22 protein-coding genes are annotated in these 23,281 nt (G+C 65.9%); 12 read left to right on the top strand and 10 right to left on the bottom strand.

All coding sequences use genetic code 11. The annotated features are described in order from the left end of the window. The first annotated feature begins 79 nt into the window (after positions 1–79). From Q0Q02_RS03010 to Q0Q02_RS02975, 8 genes are all read left to right on the top strand, one after another. Positions 80–1,675: an ABC transporter substrate-binding protein gene (locus Q0Q02_RS03010; protein WP_293806753.1), complete on the top strand. Its 1,596-nt coding sequence runs from the start codon at positions 80–82 to the stop codon at positions 1,673–1,675. A gap of 134 nt (positions 1,676–1,809) precedes the next feature. After that, positions 1,810–2,751, top strand: coding sequence for an ABC transporter permease (locus Q0Q02_RS03005; protein ID WP_293806752.1), 942 nt, complete (start codon positions 1,810–1,812; stop codon positions 2,749–2,751). Positions 2,752–2,798: 47 nt separating this feature from the next. Continuing rightward, on the top strand, positions 2,799–3,653 hold the full coding sequence (locus tag Q0Q02_RS03000) for an ABC transporter permease (protein ID WP_293806979.1): 855 nt from the start codon (positions 2,799–2,801) through the stop codon (positions 3,651–3,653). Between the two features lie 111 nt (positions 3,654–3,764). Then, positions 3,765–4,700 (top strand): N-carbamoyl-D-amino-acid hydrolase, encoded by a 936-nt coding sequence (locus Q0Q02_RS02995; RefSeq protein WP_293806750.1) that lies wholly within the window; start codon positions 3,765–3,767, stop codon positions 4,698–4,700. Positions 4,701–4,721: 21 nt separating this feature from the next. Then, the gene (locus Q0Q02_RS02990; protein WP_293806748.1) at positions 4,722–5,885 is read left to right on the top strand and encodes an amidohydrolase/deacetylase family metallohydrolase; all 1,164 of its coding nucleotides are present in this window, start codon (positions 4,722–4,724) and stop codon (positions 5,883–5,885) included. A gap of 6 nt (positions 5,886–5,891) precedes the next feature. After that, positions 5,892–6,401: a GNAT family N-acetyltransferase gene (locus Q0Q02_RS02985; RefSeq protein WP_293806746.1), complete on the top strand. Its 510-nt coding sequence runs from the start codon at positions 5,892–5,894 to the stop codon at positions 6,399–6,401. A 51-nt stretch (positions 6,402–6,452) separates the two neighbouring features. Beyond that, positions 6,453–6,911 (top strand): RidA family protein, encoded by a 459-nt coding sequence (locus Q0Q02_RS02980; protein ID WP_293806745.1) that lies wholly within the window; start codon positions 6,453–6,455, stop codon positions 6,909–6,911. After that, entirely contained in the window at positions 6,908–8,029 is a 1,122-nt protein-coding gene (locus tag Q0Q02_RS02975; RefSeq protein ID WP_293806743.1) for a D-TA family PLP-dependent enzyme, read from the top strand. Before Q0Q02_RS02980 ends, Q0Q02_RS02975 begins: the two co-directional genes overlap by 4 nt. A gap of 121 nt (positions 8,030–8,150) precedes the next feature. Here the strand turns inward: Q0Q02_RS02975 and Q0Q02_RS02970 are convergent, their stop codons facing one another. From Q0Q02_RS02970 to Q0Q02_RS02940, 7 genes are all read right to left on the bottom strand, one after another. Next, positions 8,151–8,741 (bottom strand): hypothetical protein, encoded by a 591-nt coding sequence (locus Q0Q02_RS02970; protein WP_293806742.1) that lies wholly within the window; start codon positions 8,739–8,741, stop codon positions 8,151–8,153. An 83-nt stretch (positions 8,742–8,824) separates the two neighbouring features. Then, a complete protein-coding gene (locus Q0Q02_RS02965; RefSeq protein ID WP_293806740.1) occupies positions 8,825–9,553 on the bottom strand; it encodes a DUF1028 domain-containing protein in 729 nt (242 codons plus the stop codon). Between the two features lie 176 nt (positions 9,554–9,729). After that, entirely contained in the window at positions 9,730–11,529 is a 1,800-nt protein-coding gene (locus Q0Q02_RS02960; protein ID WP_293806739.1) for a gamma-glutamyltransferase family protein, read from the bottom strand. A gap of 124 nt (positions 11,530–11,653) precedes the next feature. Further along, entirely contained in the window at positions 11,654–11,953 is a 300-nt protein-coding gene (locus Q0Q02_RS02955; protein ID WP_293806737.1) for a GIY-YIG nuclease family protein, read from the bottom strand. 80 nt (positions 11,954–12,033) lie between these two features. Further along, positions 12,034–12,915 carry an ABC transporter permease gene (locus Q0Q02_RS02950; RefSeq protein ID WP_293806735.1) on the bottom strand — a complete coding sequence of 294 codons (882 nt, stop codon included), beginning with the start codon at positions 12,913–12,915 and terminating at the stop codon, positions 12,034–12,036. Next, complete coding sequence (locus tag Q0Q02_RS02945; RefSeq protein ID WP_293806733.1) at positions 12,915–13,859, bottom strand: ABC transporter permease; 945 nt, start codon at positions 13,857–13,859, stop codon at positions 12,915–12,917. The genes Q0Q02_RS02950 and Q0Q02_RS02945 overlap by 1 nt, the downstream gene beginning before the upstream one ends. A gap of 142 nt (positions 13,860–14,001) precedes the next feature. Beyond that, positions 14,002–15,507, bottom strand: a complete 1,506-nt coding sequence (locus Q0Q02_RS02940) for an ABC transporter substrate-binding protein (RefSeq protein WP_293806731.1) — start codon at positions 15,505–15,507, stop codon at positions 14,002–14,004. 307 nt (positions 15,508–15,814) lie between these two features. Between Q0Q02_RS02940 and otnK the strand changes: the two genes are divergently transcribed. The 3 genes from otnK (at position 15,815) to Q0Q02_RS02925 (ending at position 20,178) form a co-directional block, all read left to right on the top strand. Next, complete coding sequence (gene otnK / locus Q0Q02_RS02935; protein ID WP_293806729.1) at positions 15,815–17,080, top strand: 3-oxo-tetronate kinase; 1,266 nt, start codon at positions 15,815–15,817, stop codon at positions 17,078–17,080. Positions 17,081–17,138: 58 nt separating this feature from the next. Further along, on the top strand, positions 17,139–18,473 hold the full coding sequence (locus Q0Q02_RS02930; protein ID WP_293806728.1) for a malonyl-CoA decarboxylase: 1,335 nt from the start codon (positions 17,139–17,141) through the stop codon (positions 18,471–18,473). A gap of 175 nt (positions 18,474–18,648) precedes the next feature. Continuing rightward, a complete protein-coding gene (locus Q0Q02_RS02925; RefSeq protein WP_293806726.1) occupies positions 18,649–20,178 on the top strand; it encodes a malonyl-CoA synthase in 1,530 nt (509 codons plus the stop codon). A 124-nt stretch (positions 20,179–20,302) separates the two neighbouring features. Here the strand turns inward: Q0Q02_RS02925 and Q0Q02_RS02920 are convergent, their stop codons facing one another. Together Q0Q02_RS02920 and Q0Q02_RS02915 are read right to left on the bottom strand one after the other, a co-directional pair. Next, on the bottom strand, positions 20,303–21,067 hold the full coding sequence (locus tag Q0Q02_RS02920) for an MBL fold metallo-hydrolase (protein ID WP_293806724.1): 765 nt from the start codon (positions 21,065–21,067) through the stop codon (positions 20,303–20,305). A gap of 201 nt (positions 21,068–21,268) precedes the next feature. Further along, entirely contained in the window at positions 21,269–21,862 is a 594-nt protein-coding gene (locus Q0Q02_RS02915; RefSeq protein WP_293806722.1) for an NAD(P)H-dependent oxidoreductase, read from the bottom strand. 76 nt (positions 21,863–21,938) lie between these two features. Here Q0Q02_RS02915 and soxR point away from each other — a divergent pair, with 76 nt between their 5' ends. After that, on the top strand, positions 21,939–22,394 hold the full coding sequence (soxR, locus tag Q0Q02_RS02910) for a redox-sensitive transcriptional activator SoxR (protein ID WP_293806720.1): 456 nt from the start codon (positions 21,939–21,941) through the stop codon (positions 22,392–22,394). A gap of 3 nt (positions 22,395–22,397) precedes the next feature. On the opposite strand, the gene Q0Q02_RS02905 is transcribed toward soxR, so the two are convergent. Continuing rightward, a complete protein-coding gene (locus tag Q0Q02_RS02905) occupies positions 22,398–23,198 on the bottom strand; it encodes a creatininase family protein (protein WP_293806718.1) in 801 nt (266 codons plus the stop codon). Positions 23,199–23,281 lie beyond the last annotated feature (83 nt).

Here is a 23,281-nt window from a genome sequence, read left to right as displayed (position 1 = left end):
GTGTTGTCAGGTGGAATTTTTCTGCCCAAACTCGCGCCAAGGCAGCCCGCACAGAGGCGCCGCTTCAGGGGAGAGCAGGATGGATCGCAGGACGTTTCTGAAATCCGCGACGGGCGCCAGTGTGGCCGCCGCGACGGGAGGGCTGGCGATGCCGGCCCTCGCGCAAAGCCCAGCCAAGACGCTACGCTTCGTACCGCAGGCCAATCTCGCGAATTTCGACCCGATCTGGGGGACGCAATACGTCGTCCGCAACGCCGCAGCGCTGGTCTGGGACACGCTCTATGGCATCGATTCGAAGTTCCAGCCGCAGCGCCAGATGGTCGAGGCCGAGGAGGTTTCCTCCGACGGCCTGACCTGGACCTTCAAGCTGCGCTCCGGCCTCAAGTTCCATGACGGCACGCCCGTCACCTCGAAGGACGTGGTGGCGAGCCTCGTGCGCTGGTCGGCGCGCGATCCGATGGGCCTGATGCTCCGCGCCATCCAGGTCGAGCTCGCACCCGTCGACGAGCTGACCTGGAAATGGTCGCTCAAGCAGCCCTTCCCGAAGATGCTGCTGGCGCTGGCCAAGAACAACGCGCCCTGCTCCTTCGTGATGCCCGAGCGCATCGCCAAGACCGACCCGTTCACGCAGATCACCGAATATATCGGCTCCGGCCCGATGAAGTTCCTGCGCAGCGACTGGGTGCCGGGCGCCAAGGCGGTGTTCGAGAAATTCGCCGACTACAAGCCGCGCTCCGAGAAGGCGGACTGGCTGGCCGGCGGCAAGAACATCCTCGTCGACCGCGTCGAATGGGTGATCATGCCCGATCCGGCGACCGCCGCCGCCGCGCTCCAGAACGGCGAGGTCGACTGGTGGGAGACCCCGCTCGCCGACCTCGTGCCGGTGCTGAAGGGCCACAAGGACATCAATGTCGACATCGGCGATCCCTTGGGCAATGTCGGCGCCTTCCGCATGAATCACCTGTTCCCGCCCTTCAACAACCTGAAGGTGCGTCAGGCCGTGCTGACGGCGTTGAACCAGGAAGACTACATGCGCGCCGTCGTCGGCGACGACGACAAGCTCTGGAAGCCGCTGCCGGGCTTCTTCACGCCGGGCACGCCGCTCTACACAGAGGAGGGCGGCGACATCCTCAAGAAGCGCAATGTCGCCGAGGCCAAGAAGCTCCTGGCGGAGTCCGGCTACAAGGGCGAGCCGGTGGTCTGCGTCGTCGCGCAGGACATGGCGGCGACCAAGTCGATGGGCGACGTGACCGCCTCGCTGCTCAAGAGCATCGGCATGAACGTCGATTTCGTCGCCACGGACTGGGGCACGGTCGGCTCCCGTCGCGCCCAGAAGACGCCTCCGGGCCAGGGCGGCTGGAGCATGTTCCACACCTGGCATGCCGGCGCCGACTGCATCAATCCGGCCGCCTACACCGCGATCCGTGCCAATGGCGACAAGGCCTGGTTCGGCTGGCCGGACGTGCCGTCGGTCGAGGCCGAGGTCACCAACTGGTTCAACGCTAAGGACCTCGCCGAGGAGAAGGCGGCGATGGGCCGCCTCAACAAGGCCGCCGTCGAGAACGTCGTCTTCGCGCCGACAGGCTTCTATCTCAGCTACCAGGCTTGGCGGAAGAACGTCACCGGCGTGGTCAGCGGCCCGCTGCCCTTCTTCTGGGACGTCAAGAAGGGCTGATCACTCTCTCGCGGAGCAGCAAGGCGCTCCGCGTTTCCGGAGCTGCTCAGGCTCCGCTGCCTCGCTTCGTCGCGACCCGGAAGAAGTCCGGGCCGCGATTCCTGGTACCGCTTTGAACGAGGTCCGACGGCCCCATGCTCGCTTTCGTCGTCAGACGCATCGTCACGACCATCCCCGTGATGGCCTTCGTGGCGTTGTTCGTCTTTTCGTTGCTCTATGTCGCGCCGGGCGATCCCGCCGCCATCATCGCCGGCGACCAGGCGTCTCCGGCCGATGTCGAGCGCATCCGCGCCAGCCTCGGCCTGGACCGGCCCTATCTGGTCCGTTTCGCCGAATGGTCGTTCCGCGTGATCCAGGGCGATCTCGGCACCTCGATCTTCACCAACCTGCCCGTGACGCAACTCATCGCGCAGCGCATCGAGCCGACGCTCTCCCTGATGGTGCTGACGCTGATCTTCGCCGTCGTGGTCGCCGTGCCGATGGGCGTGGTCGCGGCCTGGAAGGCCGGCAGCTGGGTCGACAAGGCGGCGATGGGATTCGCCGTGCTCGGCTTCTCCGTCCCGGTCTTCGTCGTCGGCTACCTGCTCGCCTATTTCTTCGCGCTCAAGCTCGACTGGCTGCCGGTGCAGGGCTACACGCCGATCTCGCAGGGCTTCTGGCCCTGGCTCAGGAACCTGATCTTGCCGGCCGTCACGCTGGGCCTCGTCTATATCGCGCTGATCGCCCGCATTACCCGTGCCACCATGCTCGAAGTGCTGCAGCAGGACTATGTCCGCACGGCCCAGGCCAAGGGCGTGGCGCAGAAGGACGTGCTCTTCCTGCACTCGCTGAAGAACGCGGCGGTGCCGATTGTCACCATCATCGGCATCGGCATCGCGCTGCTGATCGGCGGTGCCGTCGTCACCGAGAGCGTCTTCGCCATTCCCGGCCTCGGCCGGCTCACCGTCGATGCGATCCTGCGTCGTGACTATCCCGTCATCCAGGGCGTCGTGCTCATGTTCAGCCTGGTCTACGTGCTGGTGAACCTGCTGATCGACCTGACCTATACCCTCGTCGACCCGAGGATCCGCTATTGACCGCGCCATCGACCCTTGCGACCTCCGCGGCTCCTGCCGCTGAACCGGTGAAGGCCGAACTCGGCCGCGCCGCCCGCTTCCGCCGCTATCTGCGCCGGCACCCCTCCGTCGCGATCGGTGGCGGACTCCTCATTCTGATGGCGCTGATCGGCATCTTCGCGCCGCTGCTCTGGACCACCGACCCGACGGCGATCTCGCCGGCAAGGCGCACGCGCGTACCGTCCGAACTTTACTGGTTCGGCACCGACATGCTCGGCCGCGATGTCTATTCGCGCGTGATCTACGGTGCTCGCGTCTCGCTGCTCGTCGGCTTCAGCGTGGCGGTCCTGTCCTCGGCCATCGGCTTGGCGATCGGCCTCTTCGCCGGCTTTATCCGCTGGGCCGACGGCATCATCATGCGCGTCATCGACGGCATGATGTCGATCCCGCCGATCCTGCTCGCCATCGCCCTGATGGCGCTGACGCGCGGCTCGATCCAGAACGTCATCATCGCCATCACCATCGCCGAAATCCCGCGCGTCGCCCGTCTCGTGCGCGGCGTCGTGCTGTCTCTGCGCGAGCAGCCCTATGTCGAGGCGGCGGTGGCCAATGGTGCGCGGGTGCCGCGCATCATCTTCCGCCACATCCTGCCCAACACCTTCGCGCCGATGAGCGTGCAGGCGACCTATATCTGCGCCAGCGCGATGATCGTCGAGGCGATCCTGTCCTTCATCGGCGCCGGCGTGCCGCCGGCGACGCCATCCTGGGGCAACATCATGGCCGAGGGCAGGGCGCTCTGGCAGGTCCGGCCGCATATCATCCTGTTCCCGGCCGTGTTCCTCTCGATCACCGTGCTTGCGGTCAACCTGCTCGGCGACGGACTCAGAGACTCGCTCGATCCAAGGCTTGCCAAGACCCTCTGAGGGGTTGCCCCGCAGCTGGGGCAACCCACGCCCCGCATTGCCGGCGCTTGACGCGCCGGCTCAGTGCCTGAAAGCCTTGTCCGCAGGGTGATCTTCATCCGGAGCCATGACGTGACCCGCATCCTCACCGTCGCCGCCGCCCAGCTCGGTCCCATCCAGCGCGATGAAAGCCGGGCCTCGGCCGTCGCCCGCATGGTCGAATTGATGCGGCAGGCCAAGAGTCATGGCGCCGATCTCGTCGTCTATCCGGAAGCGGCGCTCACCGCCTTCTTCCCGCATTGGTGGATCGACGACGAAGCCGAGATCGACAGCTATTTCGAAAGCGCGATGCCTTCGAACGAGACCGCGCCGCTCTTCGAGGAGAGCAAGCGCCTCGGCGTCGGCTTTCATCTGGGCTATTGCGAGCTCGCCTTCGAGCAGGGCCGCAAGCGTCGCTTCAACACCGCGATCCTCGTCGACAAGCGCGGGGCGATCGTCGGCAAGTACCGCAAGATCCATCTGCCGGGTCATCCCGAGCACCGGCCGGCGGCGCCCTTCCAGAACCTGGAGAAACGCTATTTCGAGACGGGCGAGCTCGGCTGGCCGGTCTGGCGGACGATGGACGCCAATATCGGCATGATGATCTGCAACGATCGTCGCTGGCCGGAGAGCTATCGCTCGATGGGCCTGCAGGACGTCGAACTGATCGTGCTCGGCTACAATACGCCCAAGCACAACCCGCCGGCGCCGGACCATGACCGGCTCGGCAATTTCCATAACCAGCTCGTGATGCAGGCCGGGGCCTACCAGAACGCCACCTGGGTCGTCGGCGTCGCCAAGGCGGGGCTGGAGGCCGGCGTCGACCAGATCGGCGGCTCCTGCATCATCGCACCGACCGGCGAGGTCGTGGCGCAGGCCGTGACCGAGGGCGACGAACTCGTCGTCGCCCGCTGCGATATGGATCTCGGCAAGAGCTACAAGGCTTCCACCTTCAATTTCGCCAGGCATCGCGAGCCGCAGGCCTACGGCCTGATCGTCGAGCGCAAGGGCGCGGTTTCCCCGGTTTGATCACTCCCAGAGGACAAAAAAGTGACCCACGATCTCATCCTGAAGGGTGGCCGCGTCATCGACCCCTCCCAGAAGCATGACGGCATCCTCGATGTCGCCTTCACGGACGGCAAGGTGTCGGGCTTCGGCAAGGACCTGAAGGGCGCCAAGGAGATCCGGGATGTCTCCGGCTATATCGTCTCGCCCGGCCTGATCGACCTGCACACCCATGTCTATTGGGGCGGCACCTCGCTCGGCATCGACGCCGACGAGTTCTGCCGCGTTTCCGGGGTCACCACCTCGGTCGATACTGGCTCGGCCGGCCCCGGCAATTGGGCGGGCTTCCGCAAGCACGTCATCGAGCAGAGCCAGGCACGCATCCTTGCCTATCTCCATGTCTCGCATGCCGGCATCTACGGCTTCGACCATCGCGTCATGGTCGGCGAAAGCGGCGATCTGCGCCTGATGAACCCGATCGACTGCGTCGAGGTCGCCGACAAGAACCGCGACTACATCGTCGGCATCAAGGTTCGCGTCGGCCTGCATGCTTCGGGTACCTCTGGTACCGTGCCGCTCAACATCGCGCTGCAGGTCGCCAATGAGGTCGGCATGCCCTTGATGTGCCATATCGATCATCCGCCACCGTCCTACGAGGAGGTCATCGGCATGCTCCGTCCGGGCGACGTGCTGACCCATGCCTTCCGCCCCTTCCCGAATGCGCCCGCGACGGCGCAGGGCACGGTGAAGCCGGAAGTGCTGGCCGCCCGCAAGCGCGGCGTCATCTTCGACATCGGCCACGGCAAAGGCTCGTTCTCCTTCAAGACCACGCGCGCCATGCTCGCCAACGGCTTCGAGCCGGACGTGATCTCGTCCGACGTGCACAAGCTCTGCATCGACGGCCCGGCCTATGATCAGGTCACCACCATGTCGAAGTTCCTCTGCATGGGCATGAGCCTGAACAACGTCATCGCCGCCTCGACCGTGAATGCCGCCATGGCGCTGAAGCGGCCGGAATACGGCTCGCTCAAGGTCGGCTCGCTCGGCGATGCGACGATCCTGACCGTCAAGGAAGGCAAGTTCGACTATGTCGACGTCGTCGGCGAGCACCTGATCGGTGACCGCAAGATCGCCTCCGAGGGCGTCGTGCTCAAGGGCAAGTGGTGGCATCCGAAGCGGACCAGCAAGTTCCCGAAGGTCGTGGCGTAAGCGTCCATGTCTCATGAAACAGGCTGGCGCCGCATGGCGCCGGCCGACCTGCCGGCCGTGATGGCGATCGCGGCCGTGCTGCACCCGGACTATCCCGAGGACCAGGCGGTCTTTGCCGAGCGTTTGTGCTTGGCGCCCGAGGGCTGCCATGTGCTGGCCGGCGAAGACGGCGCGCTGCAAGGCTATCTCGTCAGCCATCCTTGGCCGGCGGGCGCCATTCCCGCCCTGAACTCCCTGCTCGGGGAGATCCCGCGCGGCGTCGCGAACTGGTATGTTCACGACCTCGCCCTGCTCCCTTCCGGGCGCGGCAGCGGTGCGGCCGGTGCGATCGTTGCCGAGATCGCACGCCATGCGGCTGAACGCGGCTATACGAGCCTGGCGCTGGTCGCGGTCAACGATTCGACCGGCTTCTGGCGGCGGCAGGGCTTTCGCGAGGTGCATGACCCCGCGCTTGATCGCAAGCTCGCGAGCTATGACGATGCGGCCCGCTATATGCGCCGCGATCTGAACGACTGACAGGACAAGCCGGCAGGGCAAGCGCCGGCAGGATTTGAGGAGAGAAACGTCATGAGCGCCGAAGACAGGCTGAAGGAGTTGGGGCTGACCCTGCCGGACGTGCCGACGCCGGTCGCGACCTATGTCAGCTTCAAGCAGGTCGGCGACATGGTCTATCTCTCCGGCCAGGGACCGAAGCGGGCAGACGGCACTTACCCGACCGGCAAGGTGGGCACCGATGTCACGGTCGAGCAGGCCTATGAGCACGCCAGGCAGACCGGCCTCGGTCTGCTCGCGGCAATGAAGAAGGCGGTCGGCTCGCTCGACAAGGTCGAGGTCGTCAAGCTGCTCGGCATGGTCAATGCCGCACCGGACTTCTCGGATCACCCCAAGGTCATCAACGGCTGCTCGGACCTCTTCGTCGCCGTGCTCGGCGACCGTGGCCGCCATGCCCGCTCGGCTGTCGGCATGGGCTCGCTGCCGAACCGCATGACCGTCGAGATCGAAGTTATCGTCAAGGTGCATCCATGAGCGTGACCGCGACCACCTCCAGAGCCGTCGACCAGCCGGCCGCCACCCCGCTCGCGGCCGAGATCGCCCGCGGCTACGGCACGCCGGCCGTGGTGATCGATCTCGACAAGGTCGAGGCCAATATCGCCCGTCTCCAGGCCACCTGCGATGCGGCCGGCCTCGCCAACCGCCCGCATATCAAGACGCACAAGTCGCCCGAACTGGCGCGGCTCCAGATCGAGGCCGGCGCGCGCGGCATTACCTGCCAGAAGCTCGGCGAGGCCGAGGTCATGGCCGATGGCGGCATCGACGACATCCTGATCAGCTACAACATCCTCGGCGAGGAGAAGCTGGGCCGCCTCGGCGCGCTCCAGCGCCGCGTCCGGATGATCGTCGCGGCCGACAACCCGGTGACGATCTCCGGCCTGCCGCGGGCCGGCGAGATCGCAGGCCGTGATCTTGAGGTGGTCATCGAATGCGATACCGGCCGCAAGCGCGCCGGCGTCGAGACGCCAGGCGAGGCGGTCGAACTGGCGAAGATGGTCGCGGCCTCGCCCGGCCTGCGCTTCGCCGGCTTCCTGATGTACCCGCCGGAGGATGGCTGGGAGCGGACGCAGGTCTTCCTTGACACCGCCAATGCCGGCCTGCGCGATGCCGGCCTCAAGGCCGACATCGTCTCGACCGGCGGTTCGCCCAATCTGCCCCATATCGGCAAGCTGAAGGGCTCGACCGAGCATCGTTCGGGCACCTCGATCTTCAACGACCGCATGCAGATCGCGGCCGGCGTCGCGACGCTGGAGGATTGCGCGCTCATGGTCTATGCGACCGTGGTGAGCCGGGCGGGGCCCGAGCGCGGCATCCTCGATTCAGGCTCGAAGACGCTGACCAGCGACAAGGGCAACCTCGACGGCCACGGCTACATCCTCGAGTACCCGGCGGCGCGGATCGCGCAATTCGCCGAGGAGCACGGCTTCCTCGACCTGTCGGCCTCGAACAAGCGCCCGCTCGTCGGCGAGGTCGTGCGCATCGTGCCGAACCATGTCTGCGTCGTCGTCAACATGGTCGATCGCCTGATCACCGTGCGCGGCGACAAGCTGATCGGGGAACTGCCGGTCGCGGCGCGTGGGCGTCTGACCTGAGCCGCCAGAACGGCCTCCGCCGTCATGGTCGGGCTTGTCCCGACCATCCACGTCTTCGTTGATGCCGCGCGGTGTCCAAGACGTGGATGCTCGCCACAAGGGCGAGCATGACGGACGCGTTTCAATTCTGCAGGATCTTTGATCCTTTGATCGTGACATTGCCGGACGCCTTGGCCTCAATGCGTCCGGTCGCCTTGAGCGTGATGTCGCGGCCCTGCAGCTCGACATTGCCGTCCTTCTTCAGGCTCAACCTGGCATCGCCGCTCTTCAGCGCTGCCGCGTCGGCGCTGTCGATTGAAAGCGTCTTGCCGACATGGACGGCCATGTCCTTCCCGACGCTCATCGCCATGTCCTTGCCGGCCCTGATCGCGAAATTCTGCCCGCTATCGATCTCGCAGCCCACAGCCGCGGTGACGTTGAAATTCCGTGTTTCGAACGAAGCTTCATGGCCGCTGCTGACGCGCAGCCGGCTGCCGACGACCACATTGGCATTGGCGCCTGCGGCCACGGCAAGAATGCCGCCTGCGGTCAGCGACATCACGCTGCCGGCCGTCAGCGCAATGCCCATCCCGCAATTGACGGTCAGCGAGCCCGGCGCGTTGATGACGACATTGCCGCCGCGATCCGCCGAAATCGCCTGCAGCAAGGCTGCGACCTGTGCTTCCAGCGAGGCAACGCGCCTCTGGAGAGCTTCGTGATCCGGGTCGGCCATCACATTCTCCACTCGCCGGAATGACAGGATGACGAAGCGTCAGCCTATCACGCGACGGGCGTCGCGAGAATGCGCCTGGCTGGTCAGGTCTCCGGGTGCCGGGCATTCCAGGCGGCGGCATATTCCGTGCAGAGGCGGTCGAGCTCGGTCCGGTCGGTGACCCCGGCCGGGCGCCCGCGCGAGGGGGAGGCCTGCTGGAACGGCACTGAGCGTTGATGGGCGACACGCCAAAGCCGCCGCAACTCCCTGAGCGGATCGGCATGATCGTCGACGCGGATGTCGATGCTCGGCACCGGCTCGCCGCTCCAGATGCGGATGGCGGCGGATTGCTTGCCGCGCTTGTCGCCGCCGGCCTTCTCGCCGGCTTCCAGCGCGACCAGCAAGCGCTCGTCGAAATCGAGCGCGGACGCGGCGATATAGGCCTTCAGCGTCTGTTGCACGACCTCCGGTCCGGAGAGCATGTTGCCGGCGACCGAGACCTGCGGCCCGTCGACGGCGCCGCACCAGTCGATGCAGGCCGCGCCGGTGTGCGAAGCGATCTTGCCGTCGCGGTCGATGACATGAAGCTGGCGATGGGCGCGGCCCTCGTCGGCGGCTGTCAGCGTCGCGATGATCTCGACCGCCGAGCGGCCCTCCTGCAGCAGCCTCAGCCCATCGATCCCGTAGAGCGGGTTGACGAAAGCCTGCGTCGCGATGGCGCCGATCCGCCCGCCGCCATAGGGCACGCGGGCGCCGACGGCGAAGGCGCAGGTCGAGACGGCGACGCCATAGGCGCCGGTCGCGGCGTCGCGGGCGACGATGGACCAGGTCATGTAGTCAGCTCCTGAAAGACGGTCTCGGGCCAATGAAAATTGAACGCTGTCATCCCGGACAAGCCGCGTGAGCGGCGCTGATCCGGGATCCATGCCCGAACGGTTCAGGCATGGATCCCGGGTCTTCGCTTCGCTCCGCCCGGGATGACCGCGGAGGGAGAACAGTGGAACAGAGCTCAGCGCCCCGCAGCATAGGCCTGCATCAGACGCGGCGTCGCGGCGGCGCGCAAGAGGCCGTCATCGCCGCGTTCTGCCGCCGTCAGGCGCCCGACTGTCCAGGCAGGGGCCTTCTCGACGGCATGGCCGCGGCGTTCCAGCTCGGCAAGGGCGGCTGCACCGATGCTCTCCTCGATCATCATGTGGCCCGGCCGCGACGAGCGCGGGTAGAACGAGGAGGGGAAATGCTGCGTGTGGAACAACGGTAGGTCGATCGCCTCCTGCAGGTTGAGGCCGTGATGGACCCGGCGCAGGAACAGGCCGAGCTGCCACTGCTCCTGCTGGTCGCCGCCCGGCGTGCCGAAGGCGAGGCGGGGCTTGCCGTTCTCGAAGGCGATCGAGGGCGTCAGCGTCGTGCGCGGCCGCTTGCCGGGCGCAAGCGAGGAGGGCAGGCCCTCTTCCAGCCAGAACATCTGGGCGCGCGAATTGAGCGGGAAGCCGAGTTCCGGGATCACCGGCGAGGATTGCAGCCAGCCGCCGGACGGCGTTGCCGCGATCATGTTGCCCCATTTGTCGATGACGTCGATATGGACGGTGTCGCCCTTGCGGCCGGCCGCGACCATCGAGGCCATGGTCGGCTCGCCGACGCTGGCGCTTCCCTGGGTCGGCTGGGCGATGGCGCCGAGCGCCTTCATCGCATGCGCGACCTGAGCCTCGTAGCCCGAGACGATACCGGGGCGCAGTTCCAGCGAGGCGCGCTCGCCGATCAGCCCGCGCCGCCCGGCGGCATAGTCCGCCGAGAGCAGGGTATTGAGCGGCACTTTCACGAAATCCGGGTCGCCGTAATAGGCCTCGCGATCGGCGAAGGCGAGCTTCATCGCCTCGACGACATGATGCACGAACTCAGGGCTCGCCGGCCCCATCCCGGCGAGGTCGACGCCCTCCAGGATCTTCAGCGTCTGCAGGAAGGCCGGACCCTGACCCCAGGGCCCGATCTTGAAGACCTCCCAATCGTGATAGGTCACCGAGGTCGGCGTCTCGTAGGTCGGCTGGTAATTCGCCATGTCCTGCGCGGTCAGCAGGCCCTTGTTGCGGCGGCCGGAGGAATCCATCACCTCCTGCGTGCGGCAGAAGCGGTCCATCGCCTCGGCGACGAAGCCCTTGTACCAGGCGTCATAGGCGCCCTGGATCTGCTCCTGGCGATCGCTGCCCTTGGCTTCCGCTTCGGCGAGGATGCGCTTGTAGGTTTCGGCCGCGGCCTTGTTGGCGAAGAGCTTGCGCGCCTCCGGCACATTGCCGCCGGGCAGGTAGACCGCGCCCGAGCTCGCCCACTCGTTGCTGAAGAGATCGGTCAGCTCCCGGATCGAATCGGAGACGCGCGGCAGCATCGGGTGGCCGTTCTCGAAATAGCCGATCGCGGGTTCGAGAACGTCGCGCAGCTTGAGCCGGCCATGGTCGCGCAACAGCCTCATCCAGCCGCCGAAGGCGCCGGGGATGACGGTGGCGAGCAGGCCGGAGCCGGGGATCAGGTCGAGGCCGAGCGCCTTGTAGGCGGCGATGGTGGCCGCCTGCGGGGCCGGTCCCTGCGCGCAGAGCGTCTCGACCTTCCCGGTCTCGGCCGAATAGAACACGGCGGGCATGTCACCGGCCGGGCCGACGAGATGCGGCTCCACCACCTGCAGCACGAAGGCGGCGGCGGCGCAGGCGTCGAAGGCGTTGCCGCCCTTTTCCAGCATCGCCATGCCCGACGCGGTGGCGAGCCAGTGCGTCGAGGTCACGACACCGAAGGTACCGAGGATTTCGGGGCGGGTGGTGAACATGGGTGGATCCAGTCAAACAGGAAGAAGGGAATTAGATCTCAGCTCAGCCCTCATCCTGAGGAGCCGCGCAGCGGCGTCTCGAAGGATGCTCCAGAAGGCTCGAAATCACGCGGCAAAGGAAAGCTCACTGCTGGCGCTTCGCAAGTTCGAGTAATTCGTCCCAGCGACCGTCGATCATGGCTTGTTTCTTTCGTCGGGACCAACCTTTGACGCGTCGCTCCATGGTGATTGCGTCGAGGATGTTGGGAAAATGCTCAGCGAACACGAGGCTAACTGGCCTTCGGGTGAAAGTGTAGCTGTCGGAATGAAGTCCTGCATTGTGCTGGCCGACGCGGGTTGCCACGTCCGCACGCGTGGTGCCGGTGTAGAAACTGCCGTCGCTGCATTTTACGATGTAGAGCCAGCATCCATCATGGTCTCGCACAAGGCGCCTCCTGAAGCATCCTTCGAGACGCCGCTTCGCGGCTCCTCAGGATGAGGGCTGAGGGTGGCAGGGGGCATCTTCTAGTTTTCTTTCGGGTCGAGCGCGTCGCGCAGGCCGTCGCCGAGCAGGTTGAAGCCGAGCACGGCGAGGAAGATGCAGACGCCCGGCGCCACCGACATCCACGGCGCCTGCTCCATGAAGTTCTTGGCGACGTTGAGCATCTGTCCCCAGGAGGGCGCCGGCGGCTGCTGGCCGAGGCCAAGGAAGGAGAGGGCGGCTTCGAGAATGATCGCCTGCGCCATGAATAATGTCGACTGCACCACGATGGGGGACAGGGTGTTGGGCAGGACATGGCGGAACATCAGCCTGAGATCGCGCGCGCCGACAGCCCGCGCGCCCTCGACGAAATCCTCCGCCTTCACGTTCATCACCTGGCCGCGGATCAGCCGGATGAAGATCGGCACGGCCGAGAGGCCGATCGCGATCATCGCATTGGTCAGCGACGGGCCGAGCACGGCGGCAAACGCGATGGCGAGGATCAGGAACGGACAGGCCAGCAAGGCTTCGGTGACGCGCGAGATCGCGATGTCGACCCAGCCGCCATACCAGCCCGCGAGGAGGCCGAAGGGCAGGCCGATCGCCACCGCGATCAGCACCGAGACGATGCCGGCGAGCAGCGAGGCCCGCGCCCCGAAGAACAGCCGCGTGACCTGATCGCGCCCGAGTTCGTCCGTGCCGAACCAGTAGAGCTCGGATGGCGGCTTGCGGATGGCCAGGAAGTTCGACTTGAACGGATCCGCCAGCAGCAGGACCGGCGCCAGCACCGCCATCAGAACGAAGATCAGCACGATGCTGCCGCCGATCAGCGCCGATTTGTTGCGGACGAGGCGGGAAAGCACGCCCGGGCGGGCCTTCACACCGTTGGCGGAACCAGTCGAGGAGATGGAATCGAGCGATGCCATCAGCCGGTCCTCAAGCGCGGATTGACGAGAACATAGAGAATGTCGGCGATCAGGTTCATCAGGATGAAGCCGATGGCCGTGCACAGCACCACGCCCTGCACCACGCCGTAATCGCGGTTGAACACGGCATCGACGATGAGTTTGCCGAAACCGGGGATGGTGAAGACCTGCTCGGTCAGCACCGCGCCGGCCAGCAACTCGCCGAAGAGCAGCGTCGTCAGCGTGATGATCGGCACCAGCGCGTTGCGCAGCGCATGGCGATGCACGACCGTGTCCTCGTCGAGCCCCTTGGCGCGGGCGGTGCGGACATAGTCGGAGCGCAGCACCTCCAGCATCGCCGAGCGGGTATGGCGCATCAGGAAGGCGGCGAGCCCGTTGCCGAGCACGAAGGCCGGCATGATCAGGCGTTTGATCGCTTCCCAGGGGTGGACGAAGATCGATTCGTAGCCCGAGGCCGGCAGCCATTTCAGGTGCACCGAGACCAGGAGGATCAGCATGATCCCGAACCAGAAATTCGGGATCGAGAGCCCTGACAGCGCGACTGCGCTGGCCGAATAGTCGACGAGCGTACCCTTGCGCCGCGCCGCGAGGATGCCGATCGGGATGCCGATCGAGATCGCGATCAGGATTGAAGCCGTGGCGAGCTGGATCGTCACCGGCAACTTCTGCAGGATCAGCCCCAGCACCGGTTCACCCGTGCGCAGCGAGCGGCCGAAATCGCCCTGCACGACCTGTCCGAGCCAGGCGAAGAACTGGACGAAGATCGGATCGTCCATGCGGTAGATCTCGCGCAGCCGCGCGATCACCTCGGGGTCGCGTTCCTCGCCGGCGATGACGAGGAAGGGGTCGCCCGGCAGCGCGCGCTGCAGGGCGAAGACGAAGAGCGATACCAGGAACAGCGTCGGTATCGCGATCAGGATGCGGCGGAGGATCAGCGTGGCCATCGGCTGCTCCCACCGTCATTGCGAGCGCAGCGAAGCAATCCAGGGGCGGCAGAGCTCTGTGTCCCCCTGGATTGCTTCGTCGCTACGCTCCTCGCAATGACGGCCATGGCGGAATCGCCATGGCCTGCCAACTCGCGGATCCTCACGAACGCTTCAACCCTGCGAGCCGGATCATTCCGTCCGGGTTGATCACGAAGCCCTGCATGTTCGCCCGCAGCGCGAAATAGCGCTTGTCGTTGTAGAGATAAATGATCGGCAACTCGTCCTGCAGGATCTTCTGCGCGGCATCGTAGTGCTTCTTGCGCGCGGCCGGCTCGTAGATCGTGCGTGCTTCGTCGAGCTCCTTGTCGACTTGCGGATTGGAATATTTGCCGTCGTTCTGGTTGCCCTTGGTGGTGACGAAGGCGTGGATGTTACCGTCCGGGTCGATCCGGCCGGACCAGCCGATCAAGCTGAGCTGGAACTTGCCCTGCTGCTGGTCGCGCAACTGGCTGGCGAATTCGGTCGAGCGGATCTGGACGTCGATGCCGGCCTCCTGCGCCATCGCCTGGATCACCTGGCCGACCTGCGCCTGGACCGGATTGTTGGTAACGAAAAGCTCGACCGAGATTTTTTCGGTGCCAGCGGCCTTCATCAGCGCCTTCGCCTTGGCGACGTCGCGGGGCGGCACCGGGAAATCGGCGCTGAGATAGGGATTGCCGGGGTTGAACGGCTGGAGCATCGGCTCATAGAGCCCGTCGAACACGGCGTCGTTCAGCACCTTGCGGTCGATCGAGAGCGAGAGTGCCTGGCGGATGCGCTTGTCCAGGCCGATCGGCTGCTTCGCCGCCTCGCCATTATTGGTGTTCACGGTGATGCCCTGGTAGCCGAGATTGGCGACGCTCATGACCTTGAGCGACTTGTCTCCCTGAGCCGATTTCACATCGGTCGGCGCCATCCGCTCCAGGATGTCGAGTTCGCCCGAACGCAGATTGGCGAGGCGCACCGTCGTATCGGGGATCGACCGGTAGATGATGCGGTCGAAGCTGTATTTGTCTGCTTCCCAGTGCTCCTTGAATTTATCCAGCACGATCCGGTCGTTCTGGACGCGCTCGACGAATTTGTAGGGGCCCGAGCAGATCGGCTTCGCCGTGACATCGCCGGAGAGGCTCTTGGGCGAGAGCATCATGCCGGCGCGGTCGGTGAGCTGGGCGAGCAGCGTCGCATCGGGCCGCTTCAGTTTCAGTACCAGCGTCGTCGCATCCGGGGCCTCGACCTTGTCGACCGAGGCGAGCTCCGATTTGCGCAGCGAATCCGGCAGGGTCATCGCGCGCTCGAGATTGGCTTTGGCGGCTTCGGCGTTGAAGCTCTCACCGTCATGGAACTTGGCGTCGCTGCGCAGCTTCATCGTCAGCGTCAGTCCGTCGGTGGAGAAACCCCACTCCGTCGCCAGCCGCGGCACCAGCTTCAGCTCCGGCGTGATGTCGAGCAGCCGGTCGCACAGGCCCATGAAGACGATGCGGCCGACGAAGGTGCGTGCCTTGTGCGGGTCGAGCATGTCGGGGTCTTCCTGCACGCCGATCCGCAGGGTCGACGGGGCCTGGGCCAGTGCCGGTATCGTCGCAAGCGCGAGCGCGGCAGCCGAAATCGCAACCTTCAACAGCTTCATGATGGTCCCCTCGTTCCGGACGGTGTCGGCGAACGTTCCCGCCGCTTGGCACGAGGGTCGTCCTGCTCAATTCGTTCCTTGTGGCACTAAACTGACTCAGATCGCGTGCGCCGTCGATGACGCGCCGCATCAATTCTGAGGCAGTCCTGCCCGCCGCGTGGGCAGAGGCAACGTTGCGGGAAGCCGGGGTTCCATGTCCGTGGCGGGCGTGCACGATGCGGCCATGGCGGTCGCCTCGTTGGGCGGCTGTGATTAGTGTGATTAAAGGACGTTCAGGAAACCCGACTGGGCTTGAGGGAGATTGGGTATGCTGCTGGGCGTGATCGCCGACGACATGACGGGCGCGACCGATGTCGCGTTGATGCTGAACCGCGCGGGCATGCGCACCGTCCAGGTCATCGGCGTGCCCCCGGCCGGCTCCGCCCTGCCGGAGGCCGATGCGATTGTCGTCGCGCTGAAGTCGCGGACCAATCCGGTTGTCGAGGCCGTGGCGGATTCGCTTGCTGCCTGCGAGGCGCTGCTCGCGGCCGGCGCGCGCCAGATCCTGTTCAAATACTGCTCGACCTTCGATTCGACGGCGGAGGGCAATATCGGGCCGGTGGCGAATGCGCTGGCCGAGCGCCTTGGTGCCGGGCTCGCCATCGTCTGCCCGGCTTTCCCGGCCAATGGCCGCTCGATCTATCAGGGCTATCTCTTCGTCGGCGCGGTGCCGCTGCACGAAAGTTCGATGAAGGACCACCCGCTGACGCCGATGCGGGATTCGAACCTGATGCGATTGATGTCCGCGCAGGCAAAGACCGAAACCGGCCTCGTCGACTACGCCACCGTGCTCGCCGGTCCCACCGCCGTGAAGGCGCGCCTCGCGAAGCTTGAGGCCGATGGCATCCGCTATGCCGTCACCGACGCGCTGACCAACGAGGATTTGATGACGCTCGGCCATGCCGTGTCCGAGCATGTCCTGCTGACCGGCGGCTCGGGCATTGCCATGGGCCTGCCACAGAATTTCCGCCGCGCCGGCCTGCTGCCGGAGCGACCTGGCCCGCAGGACCTGAAGGCGCCCGCCGGACGCGCCGGCATCATCTCCGGCAGCTGCTCGACTGCGACGCGCGGCCAGATCAAGGCGGCGTTGGAGGCGGGCTACCCCGCGTTGAAGGTCGATCCCTTCGCGCTGGCCGATGGCCGGCAGGATGCCGCCGGCCTCGCCGCCTGGGCGCTGGCGCAGCCGGCCGACAAGCCGTTCCTCGTCTATTCCAGCGACGACCCGTCCGAGGTCGCGTTGGTGCAGGACAAGCTTGGTCGCGAGAAGGCCGGCAGCATCGTGGAGCACGCCTTCGCCGAGCTGGCGCGCCGGTTGTCCGAAGGTGGCGTGACGCGGCTTCTGGTCGCTGGTGGCGAAACCTCCGGTGCGACCGTGCTCGGTCTTGGCATCCGCACGCTGGAAATCGGCCCTGAAATCGACCCCGGCGTGCCCTGGACGCGCGTCGTTGACGGGCCGGAGATGGTCGTCGCGCTGAAATCCGGCAATTTCGGCGCGCCGGATTTCTTCCTGAAAGCCTGGAACCTGCTGCGCTGATGCCCGATTTGCCTGCGCTGAATCTCGTATAGGATCAGCCTGCGAACTGGGAGCCGGCATGGACATGGCATTTCTCGGCGAACTTCTGACCAACGTGGCGGATCGCGGCCGCGCGCTGATCGGCTTCGAGCGTTTCCTGGGGAACCGCTCGCGCCCGATCGACAAGCTCTGCGAGGACCTGCTCTCCGGCCGCGGCGAGGCTTCGGGCATGGCGCTGGCGCAGGCCGTGCTGGAGGCCTGGCAGGGGCTCGACAAGCCCGGCCGGCTCGCCTTCTTCAATATGCTGCAGGAGCGCTTCGGCCCCGATCACGACCGACTCGATCAGGCGATCGAGGCCTATCGCGCCAAGCCAGCCCCGGCGACCGTCGCGGCCCTGCATCAGGCGTCCGAGCCGCGCCGGCAGGAACTGTTTCGTCGCCTGAACCTTGCGCCCGAGGGCACGCATGTGCTGGTGCGGATGCGCGAGGCCCTGTTCGAGGCGATGGCGGCGGAGCCCGAGCTGAAGGGCATCGACGACGATTTCCGCCATCTCTTCGGCTCCTGGTTCAACCGCGGCTTCCTCGTCCTGCGTCGCATCGACTGGCGCACGCCGGCCAACGTGCTGGAGAAGATCATCCGCTACGAGGCGGTGCACGAGATCCAGGGCTGGGACGATCTGAGGCGCCGGCTGGAGCCGGCTGACCGGCGCTGCTTCGCCTTCTTCCATCCCCAGCTTGTCGACGACCCCCTGATCTTCGTCGAGGTCGCGTTGACCGGCGATACCCCGCGCAGCATCGGAGAGGTGCTGGAGCCCGAGCGGGCGATCCTGCCGGCTCAGGCTGCGACGACGGCGGTGTTCTATTCGATCTCGAATTGCCAGGAGGGGCTGCGCGGCATTTCTTTCGGCAATTTCCTGATCAAGCAGGTGGCCGAGGACCTGAAGCGCGAATTGCCGGGGCTCGATACCTTCGTCACGCTCTCGCCGGTGCCGGGTTTCGCCCGCTGGCTGGTCGGCATCGCGGAAGAATCCGGCGATCTCGTCCTCACCAACGAGGAGCGCTCCGAGCTTGCCCGCCCGGCCGGCGAGACGATCTCGCTCGACGATGTGACGAAGGCGCGCCGCGACAAGCTGCTCGGCCAGATGATGGCGCAATACATGCTGCGGGCACGCACCGCGTCGGGCCGGGTCATCGACCCGGTCGCGCGCTTCCATCTCGGCAATGGCGCGCGGTTGGAGCGGATCAATGTCGGTGGCAATCTCTCGGCACGGGGCCTGCGCGAGTCGCATGGCGTGATGGTGAATTACCGCTACGACCTCGACGACATCGAGACAAACCACGAGGCCTTCGCCACCCGCAACACGGTGGTGGCCTCGTCGGGCGTGCGCAAGCTGCTGCGCCCTGCTACGAGTTGAGTGCGATGCAAATCCCCTCAGCCCTCATCCTGAGGAGCCGCGTCAGCGGCGTCTCGAAGGATGTTTCAGGAGGCTCCGGAGTAATCTGGAGCATCCTTCGAGACGGCCCTGCGGGCCTCCTCAGGATGAGGGCTGTAGTTTACCGAGACGGAAACGCCTGAAAGGACCCGAAATCATGGGCAATCATCTCTTCGACCTGATCCGCTCGCGCATGCCGGCGCCGGATGCGCCCTTCGCGCTGCTCGATGACGGCCGGCGTTTCTCCTATGGCGACATGGTCGCGGTTTCCGCGCGCTTCGCGGACGCTCTCGTCGGGCTTGGCGTCAAGCCGGGCGACCGCGTCGCCGTCCAGGTCGAGAAGAGCTTCGAGGCGCTGATGCTCTATCTCGGCACCGTCCGGGCCGGCGCGATCTTCCTGCCGCTCAACACCGCCTACACTCCGGCCGAGATCGAGTATTTCCTGGGCGATGCCGAGCCCGCCATCTTCGTCTGCGATCCCGCCAGGGCCGAAGCGCTGCGTCCCTATGCCGAGAAGGCCGGCGCCAAGCTGGAGACGCTCGGCATCGGAGCCGGCAGCCTGCTCGACAAGGCGAATGCCGCCTCGAGCGATTTCACCGATGTCGCGCGCGGGCCGGACGATCTTGCTGCCATCCTCTACACCTCCGGCACGACCGGCCGCTCCAAGGGCGCGATGCTGAGCCACGACAACCTGTCGTCCAACGCGCTGGCGCTGGTCGACTACTGGCGCTTCACGAAGGGCGATGTGCTGCTGCACGCCCTGCCGATCTTCCATACCCACGGTCTCTTCGTCGCGACCAACGTGATCCTGCTGTCCGGCGCCTCGATGATCCTGCTGCCTAAGTTCGATCCCGAGCAGGTCTTCAAATATCTGCCCCAAGTGACGAGCATGATGGGCGTGCCGACCTTCTACGTGCGGCTTTTGCAGGATGCCCACCTGACCAAGGAGGCGACGAAGCATATGCGCCTCTTCGTTTCCGGCTCGGCGCCGCTGCTGGCCGAGACGCATCGCGAGTGGAGCGCCCGCACCGGCCACGCCATCCTCGAGCGCTACGGCATGACCGAGACCAACATGAACACTTCGAATCCCTATGAGGGGGATCGGGTGGCCGGCACGGTCGGCTTCCCGCTGCCGGGCGTCTCGGCGCGTGTCGTCGACCCCGAGACCGGCAAGGAGATCGCCCGCGACGAGATTGGCATGATCGAGGTCAAGGGCCCGAACGTCTTCAAGGGTTACTGGCGCAATCCCGAGAAGACCAAGGCCGAGTTCAGGGCCGACGGCTTCTTCATCACCGGCGATCTCGGCAAGATCGATCCCGCCGGCTACGTCCATATCGTCGGGCGCGGCAAGGATCTGATCATCACCGGCGGCTACAATGTCTATCCGAAGGAAGTCGAAACCGAGATCGACGAGATGCCCGGCGTGATCGAGAGCGCCGTCATCGGCCTGCCGCATCCGGATTTCGGCGAGGGCGTCACCGCCGTCGTGGTCTGCAAGCCCGGCGCCGAGATCACCGCGAAGGGCATCGCCACGGCGCTGGAGCAGCGGCTTGCCAAGTTCAAGCAGCCCAAGCAGGTCTTCGTCGTCGCCGAATTGCCGCGCAACACCATGGGCAAGGTGCAGAAGAACCTGCTGCGCGAGCAGTACAAGGACATCTACGCCAAGCAGCTGAAGGCAGGGGAATAACGGCTCCGCGCGTCATTATCAGGCGAGGCAGGTGCCTCGCCTGATCAGACCCTGACGACAAAGGCGCGGGGAATCCTCTCCTGTAAGGAGAGGGGATCCCGCGTTTGATCTTGTCACTGAGCGCCTAAACCAGCGCGGGCACGCCGAGCTCGATCGTCTCGCCATCGGCGGGGATGCGCAGGCGCTGCATGTCGACGCCGCGCTCCTTGGCCGCTTTGCGCAAAGCCGCGCGGCTGACGGTGGCGTGATCAAGCGCTTCCATATGCGTGGCGATCACCGTCGCGCGCGGGAAGGCTTCGGCGAGATCGAGCGTCTGCGTGTCGTCCATCACGATCAGCGTGTCGTCCCATTTCGCCCCGCAGGAATGCGTGACGATGACGTCCGGCCCTGTTGCTGTCGCGGCGTCGCGCAGGGGCGGATAGAGCACGCTGTCGCCGCACCAGTAGAGCGTCGGTTCGCCCGGCGCCTCGAAGCTCAGGCCCATTACCGGCCCCATCTTGTCGACGACGGCACCGGTGCCGTGCTGCGCCGGGTGCCGCTTCAGGATGATTGGCCCCAGTCGGACATAGCAGTCGATCGCCGTGATCGAGGAGAAGCCCGCCTGCGCAATCGCAGCCTCGTCGCCCGGTCGGCAGATGATCGGCAGGCCCTTCGGCACGCGCTCCTTGGCGACCTCGTCGAAATGATCGGCATGGAGATGCGAGACGATGACGGTGTCGACGCCGGCGATGATGTCCTCGATCGGCTCGGGCAGCTCGACCATCGGGTTCTCCGAGCGCCCGGTGAAGGAGCGGCGGCTATGGCGCGGGCCGAAATCCGGATCGATCAGGAAGGTCCTGCCGCCGTATATGAGCTTCAGCGTCGCGTTGCGGAGAAGTTTGAGCTTCATATCCGTCGGCTCCTCCTGCATCGGACCGAAAAGTGGGGACCACTTTTCGGAAGAATCCGATGCGATGACAAAGAGCTAGATCGTCGCTTTGCATCCGCCAGGACGCACGACGATCTAGTCTCGGGACGGACATTGTTCCGCATCCCGCCACCAGGAGACCAGTTCGGATTTGTGAAGCTCTTTCCACGTTCGCGTGACGTATCAGGCTGCCGCGAACTGGCCGTAAGGCACCTCCTCGCGCGCCTTGCGCAGCGCGCTCGCCCACCAGTGCAATTGCGCCAGCATCGTTGCCATCGCCTGCTCGGCGCGGTCGGCATTGAGCAGGGCGCCTTCCGCGTCGAAGCGGCTCCAGATATCGGCGAAGGCGACGCCATCACGGATCGGCGCGGCATGCAGCTCCCCGAAGACGAGGCGCAATTGCTCGACGGCACGCAGGCCGCCCGAGATGCCGCCATAGGAGACGAAGCCGACCGGCTTGCCGCGCCATTCCGGCCCGACCGCGTCGATCAGGAACTTCAGGATCGCCGGATAGCCGCGATTGTATTCCGGCGTCACCACGACGAAGCCGTCGGCCCAGCCGATGACCTGCCGCAGTTCTTCGAGGGCAGGGTGCTTGCCGCTGACATGGCGCGGCGGCAGGTCGATCTCGCCGGGATCGACGATCGCAAGGTCGAACGGGCCGTCGCCCGCGATCTGCGAGATCGCCCAGCCAGCGACCTTGTCGCAGAAGCGGCCTTCGCGGTTGCTGCCGTAGATCAGGGCGAGCCTGATCCGTGTATCGACCTTCTGGTGCATGGAAACGCTCCGGTTTGCATCACGGGAGCGCGGCTTATAGAACCTCAAGTAAGGTTCAGGTCAAGAGGCGTTCCCAATGTCCCAGCAGGCGCGTTTGCCGGGCGAGCTCAGCGTCGGCGACGTCGCCCGCCGCAGCGGGCTCGCGGTCTCGGCATTGCATTTCTACGAGGCGGAAGGGCTGATCCGCAGCCATCGGACGCGGGGCAACCAGCGCCGCTATGCCCGCGAGGTGCTGCGCCGGGTCGCGATCATCAAGGTGGCGCAGCGCGCCGGCATCCCGCTGAAGACCATCCGCGAGGCCTTCAAGGCCTTGCCACAGGAACGCACCCCGACCGTCGCGGATTGGACGCGGCTTTCATCCGCCTGGAAGCAGGAACTGGAACGCCGCATCGACCGGCTGACGCGATTGCGCGATCATCTGAACGGCTGCATCGGCTGCGGTTGCCTCTCGGTACGGGATTGCCCGTTGCACAACCCGCTCGATCGCCTGGCCGAGGAGGGGCCGGGGCCGCGCCTCCTCGATCCCGAGTGAGGCTCAGCCCGCCTTGTAGAGCGTATCGAGCGGCATCCGCGCGACGTCGGCCATCAACTTGGCGAAGCCCCGCGCCTGCAACGCTGCCGTCGCCTTGCCCTTCGCGGCGGTCGCGAGACTGGCATTGCCCGCGGCACCCGCGCGGTTAACATCCTGCGCCATCCAGGCGAAGGCATGCGGGCCGGTCGGGCGCAGATGAGTGTAGCCTTCTTCGGCCATCGTCACGGTATGCGGCTTGAACAGTGCGGCTTTGCCCATGTCGACGAGGTCGGGCCGGAAATGCAGCATCAGCGAGGTCTCGACATCACCGCCATGGATGCCGTGGCGGATATCGAGCTCGCCAAAGAGCCCCTCTGGCAGGCCGAAGGACATCCAGGCCGTGCAGATGGCGAGCATGCCGTGATCGACGCGCAGCTCCCGCGCCACGATCTTCATCGGGTCGACATTGCCGCCATGCGAGGTGATCAGCACGAGCTTGCGCAGGCCCGCCCGCTTCACGCTCTCGCCGATCTCGATCCAGGAACGGATCGCGCTCTCCCAGCCGATGGTGACCGTGCCGGGCGAATGCAGGTGCTCGTTCGACTTGCAGACGGCCTGCGTCGGCAGGACGAGCACGTCGAGATCATCAGGCACCAGCGGCATCGCCTCGGCCAGCATCCCGTTCATCACGGTGGTATCGACCGAAACAGGCAGATGCGGGCCGTGCTGCTCGATGGCAGCTAGTGGCAGCACGGCGACGGTGCGGTCAGGTGAAAGTGTGGCGAAGTCGGAGCTCTTCAGGTCGCCCCAGAAACGTGCGGTCATGATCAGGCCTGTCAGGAGCCGATGCGATCGCCTTGTTTCTGTGCAGAAACCCGGCCGCACGGCGTTGCATTGTCCCGTCGTCC

The sequence above is a fragment of the uncultured Allobosea sp. genome, assembly GCF_945956895.1.
Taxonomy (GTDB): domain Bacteria; phylum Pseudomonadota; class Alphaproteobacteria; order Rhizobiales; family Beijerinckiaceae; genus Allobosea.
This window is presented reverse-complemented; position numbering and strand designations above follow the sequence as displayed.

Coding starts and splice junctions, on each gene's coding strand:
- Q0Q02_RS03010 (WP_293806753.1), top strand. CDS start 80: ATGGATCGCAGGACGTTTCTGAAATCCGCGACGGGCGCCAGTGTGGCC.
- Q0Q02_RS03005 (WP_293806752.1), top strand. CDS start 1,810: ATGCTCGCTTTCGTCGTCAGACGCATCGTCACGACCATCCCCGTGATG.
- Q0Q02_RS02985 (WP_293806746.1), top strand. CDS start 5,892: ATGTCTCATGAAACAGGCTGGCGCCGCATGGCGCCGGCCGACCTGCCG.
- Q0Q02_RS02980 (WP_293806745.1), top strand. CDS start 6,453: ATGAGCGCCGAAGACAGGCTGAAGGAGTTGGGGCTGACCCTGCCGGAC.
- Q0Q02_RS02975 (WP_293806743.1), top strand. CDS start 6,908: ATGAGCGTGACCGCGACCACCTCCAGAGCCGTCGACCAGCCGGCCGCC.
- Q0Q02_RS02970 (WP_293806742.1), bottom strand. CDS start 8,741: ATGGCCGACCCGGATCACGAAGCTCTCCAGAGGCGCGTTGCCTCGCTG.
- Q0Q02_RS02965 (WP_293806740.1), bottom strand. CDS start 9,553: ATGACCTGGTCCATCGTCGCCCGCGACGCCGCGACCGGCGCCTATGGC.
- Q0Q02_RS02960 (WP_293806739.1), bottom strand. CDS start 11,529: ATGTTCACCACCCGCCCCGAAATCCTCGGTACCTTCGGTGTCGTGACC.
- Q0Q02_RS02950 (WP_293806735.1), bottom strand. CDS start 12,915: ATGGCATCGCTCGATTCCATCTCCTCGACTGGTTCCGCCAACGGTGTG.
- Q0Q02_RS02945 (WP_293806733.1), bottom strand. CDS start 13,859: ATGGCCACGCTGATCCTCCGCCGCATCCTGATCGCGATACCGACGCTG.
- Q0Q02_RS02940 (WP_293806731.1), bottom strand. CDS start 15,507: ATGAAGCTGTTGAAGGTTGCGATTTCGGCTGCCGCGCTCGCGCTTGCG.
- otnK (WP_293806729.1), top strand. CDS start 15,815: ATGCTGCTGGGCGTGATCGCCGACGACATGACGGGCGCGACCGATGTC.
- Q0Q02_RS02930 (WP_293806728.1), top strand. CDS start 17,139: ATGGACATGGCATTTCTCGGCGAACTTCTGACCAACGTGGCGGATCGC.
- Q0Q02_RS02925 (WP_293806726.1), top strand. CDS start 18,649: ATGGGCAATCATCTCTTCGACCTGATCCGCTCGCGCATGCCGGCGCCG.
- Q0Q02_RS02920 (WP_293806724.1), bottom strand. CDS start 21,067: ATGAAGCTCAAACTTCTCCGCAACGCGACGCTGAAGCTCATATACGGC.
- Q0Q02_RS02915 (WP_293806722.1), bottom strand. CDS start 21,862: ATGCACCAGAAGGTCGATACACGGATCAGGCTCGCCCTGATCTACGGC.
- soxR (WP_293806720.1), top strand. CDS start 21,939: ATGTCCCAGCAGGCGCGTTTGCCGGGCGAGCTCAGCGTCGGCGACGTC.
- Q0Q02_RS02905 (WP_293806718.1), bottom strand. CDS start 23,198: ATGACCGCACGTTTCTGGGGCGACCTGAAGAGCTCCGACTTCGCCACA.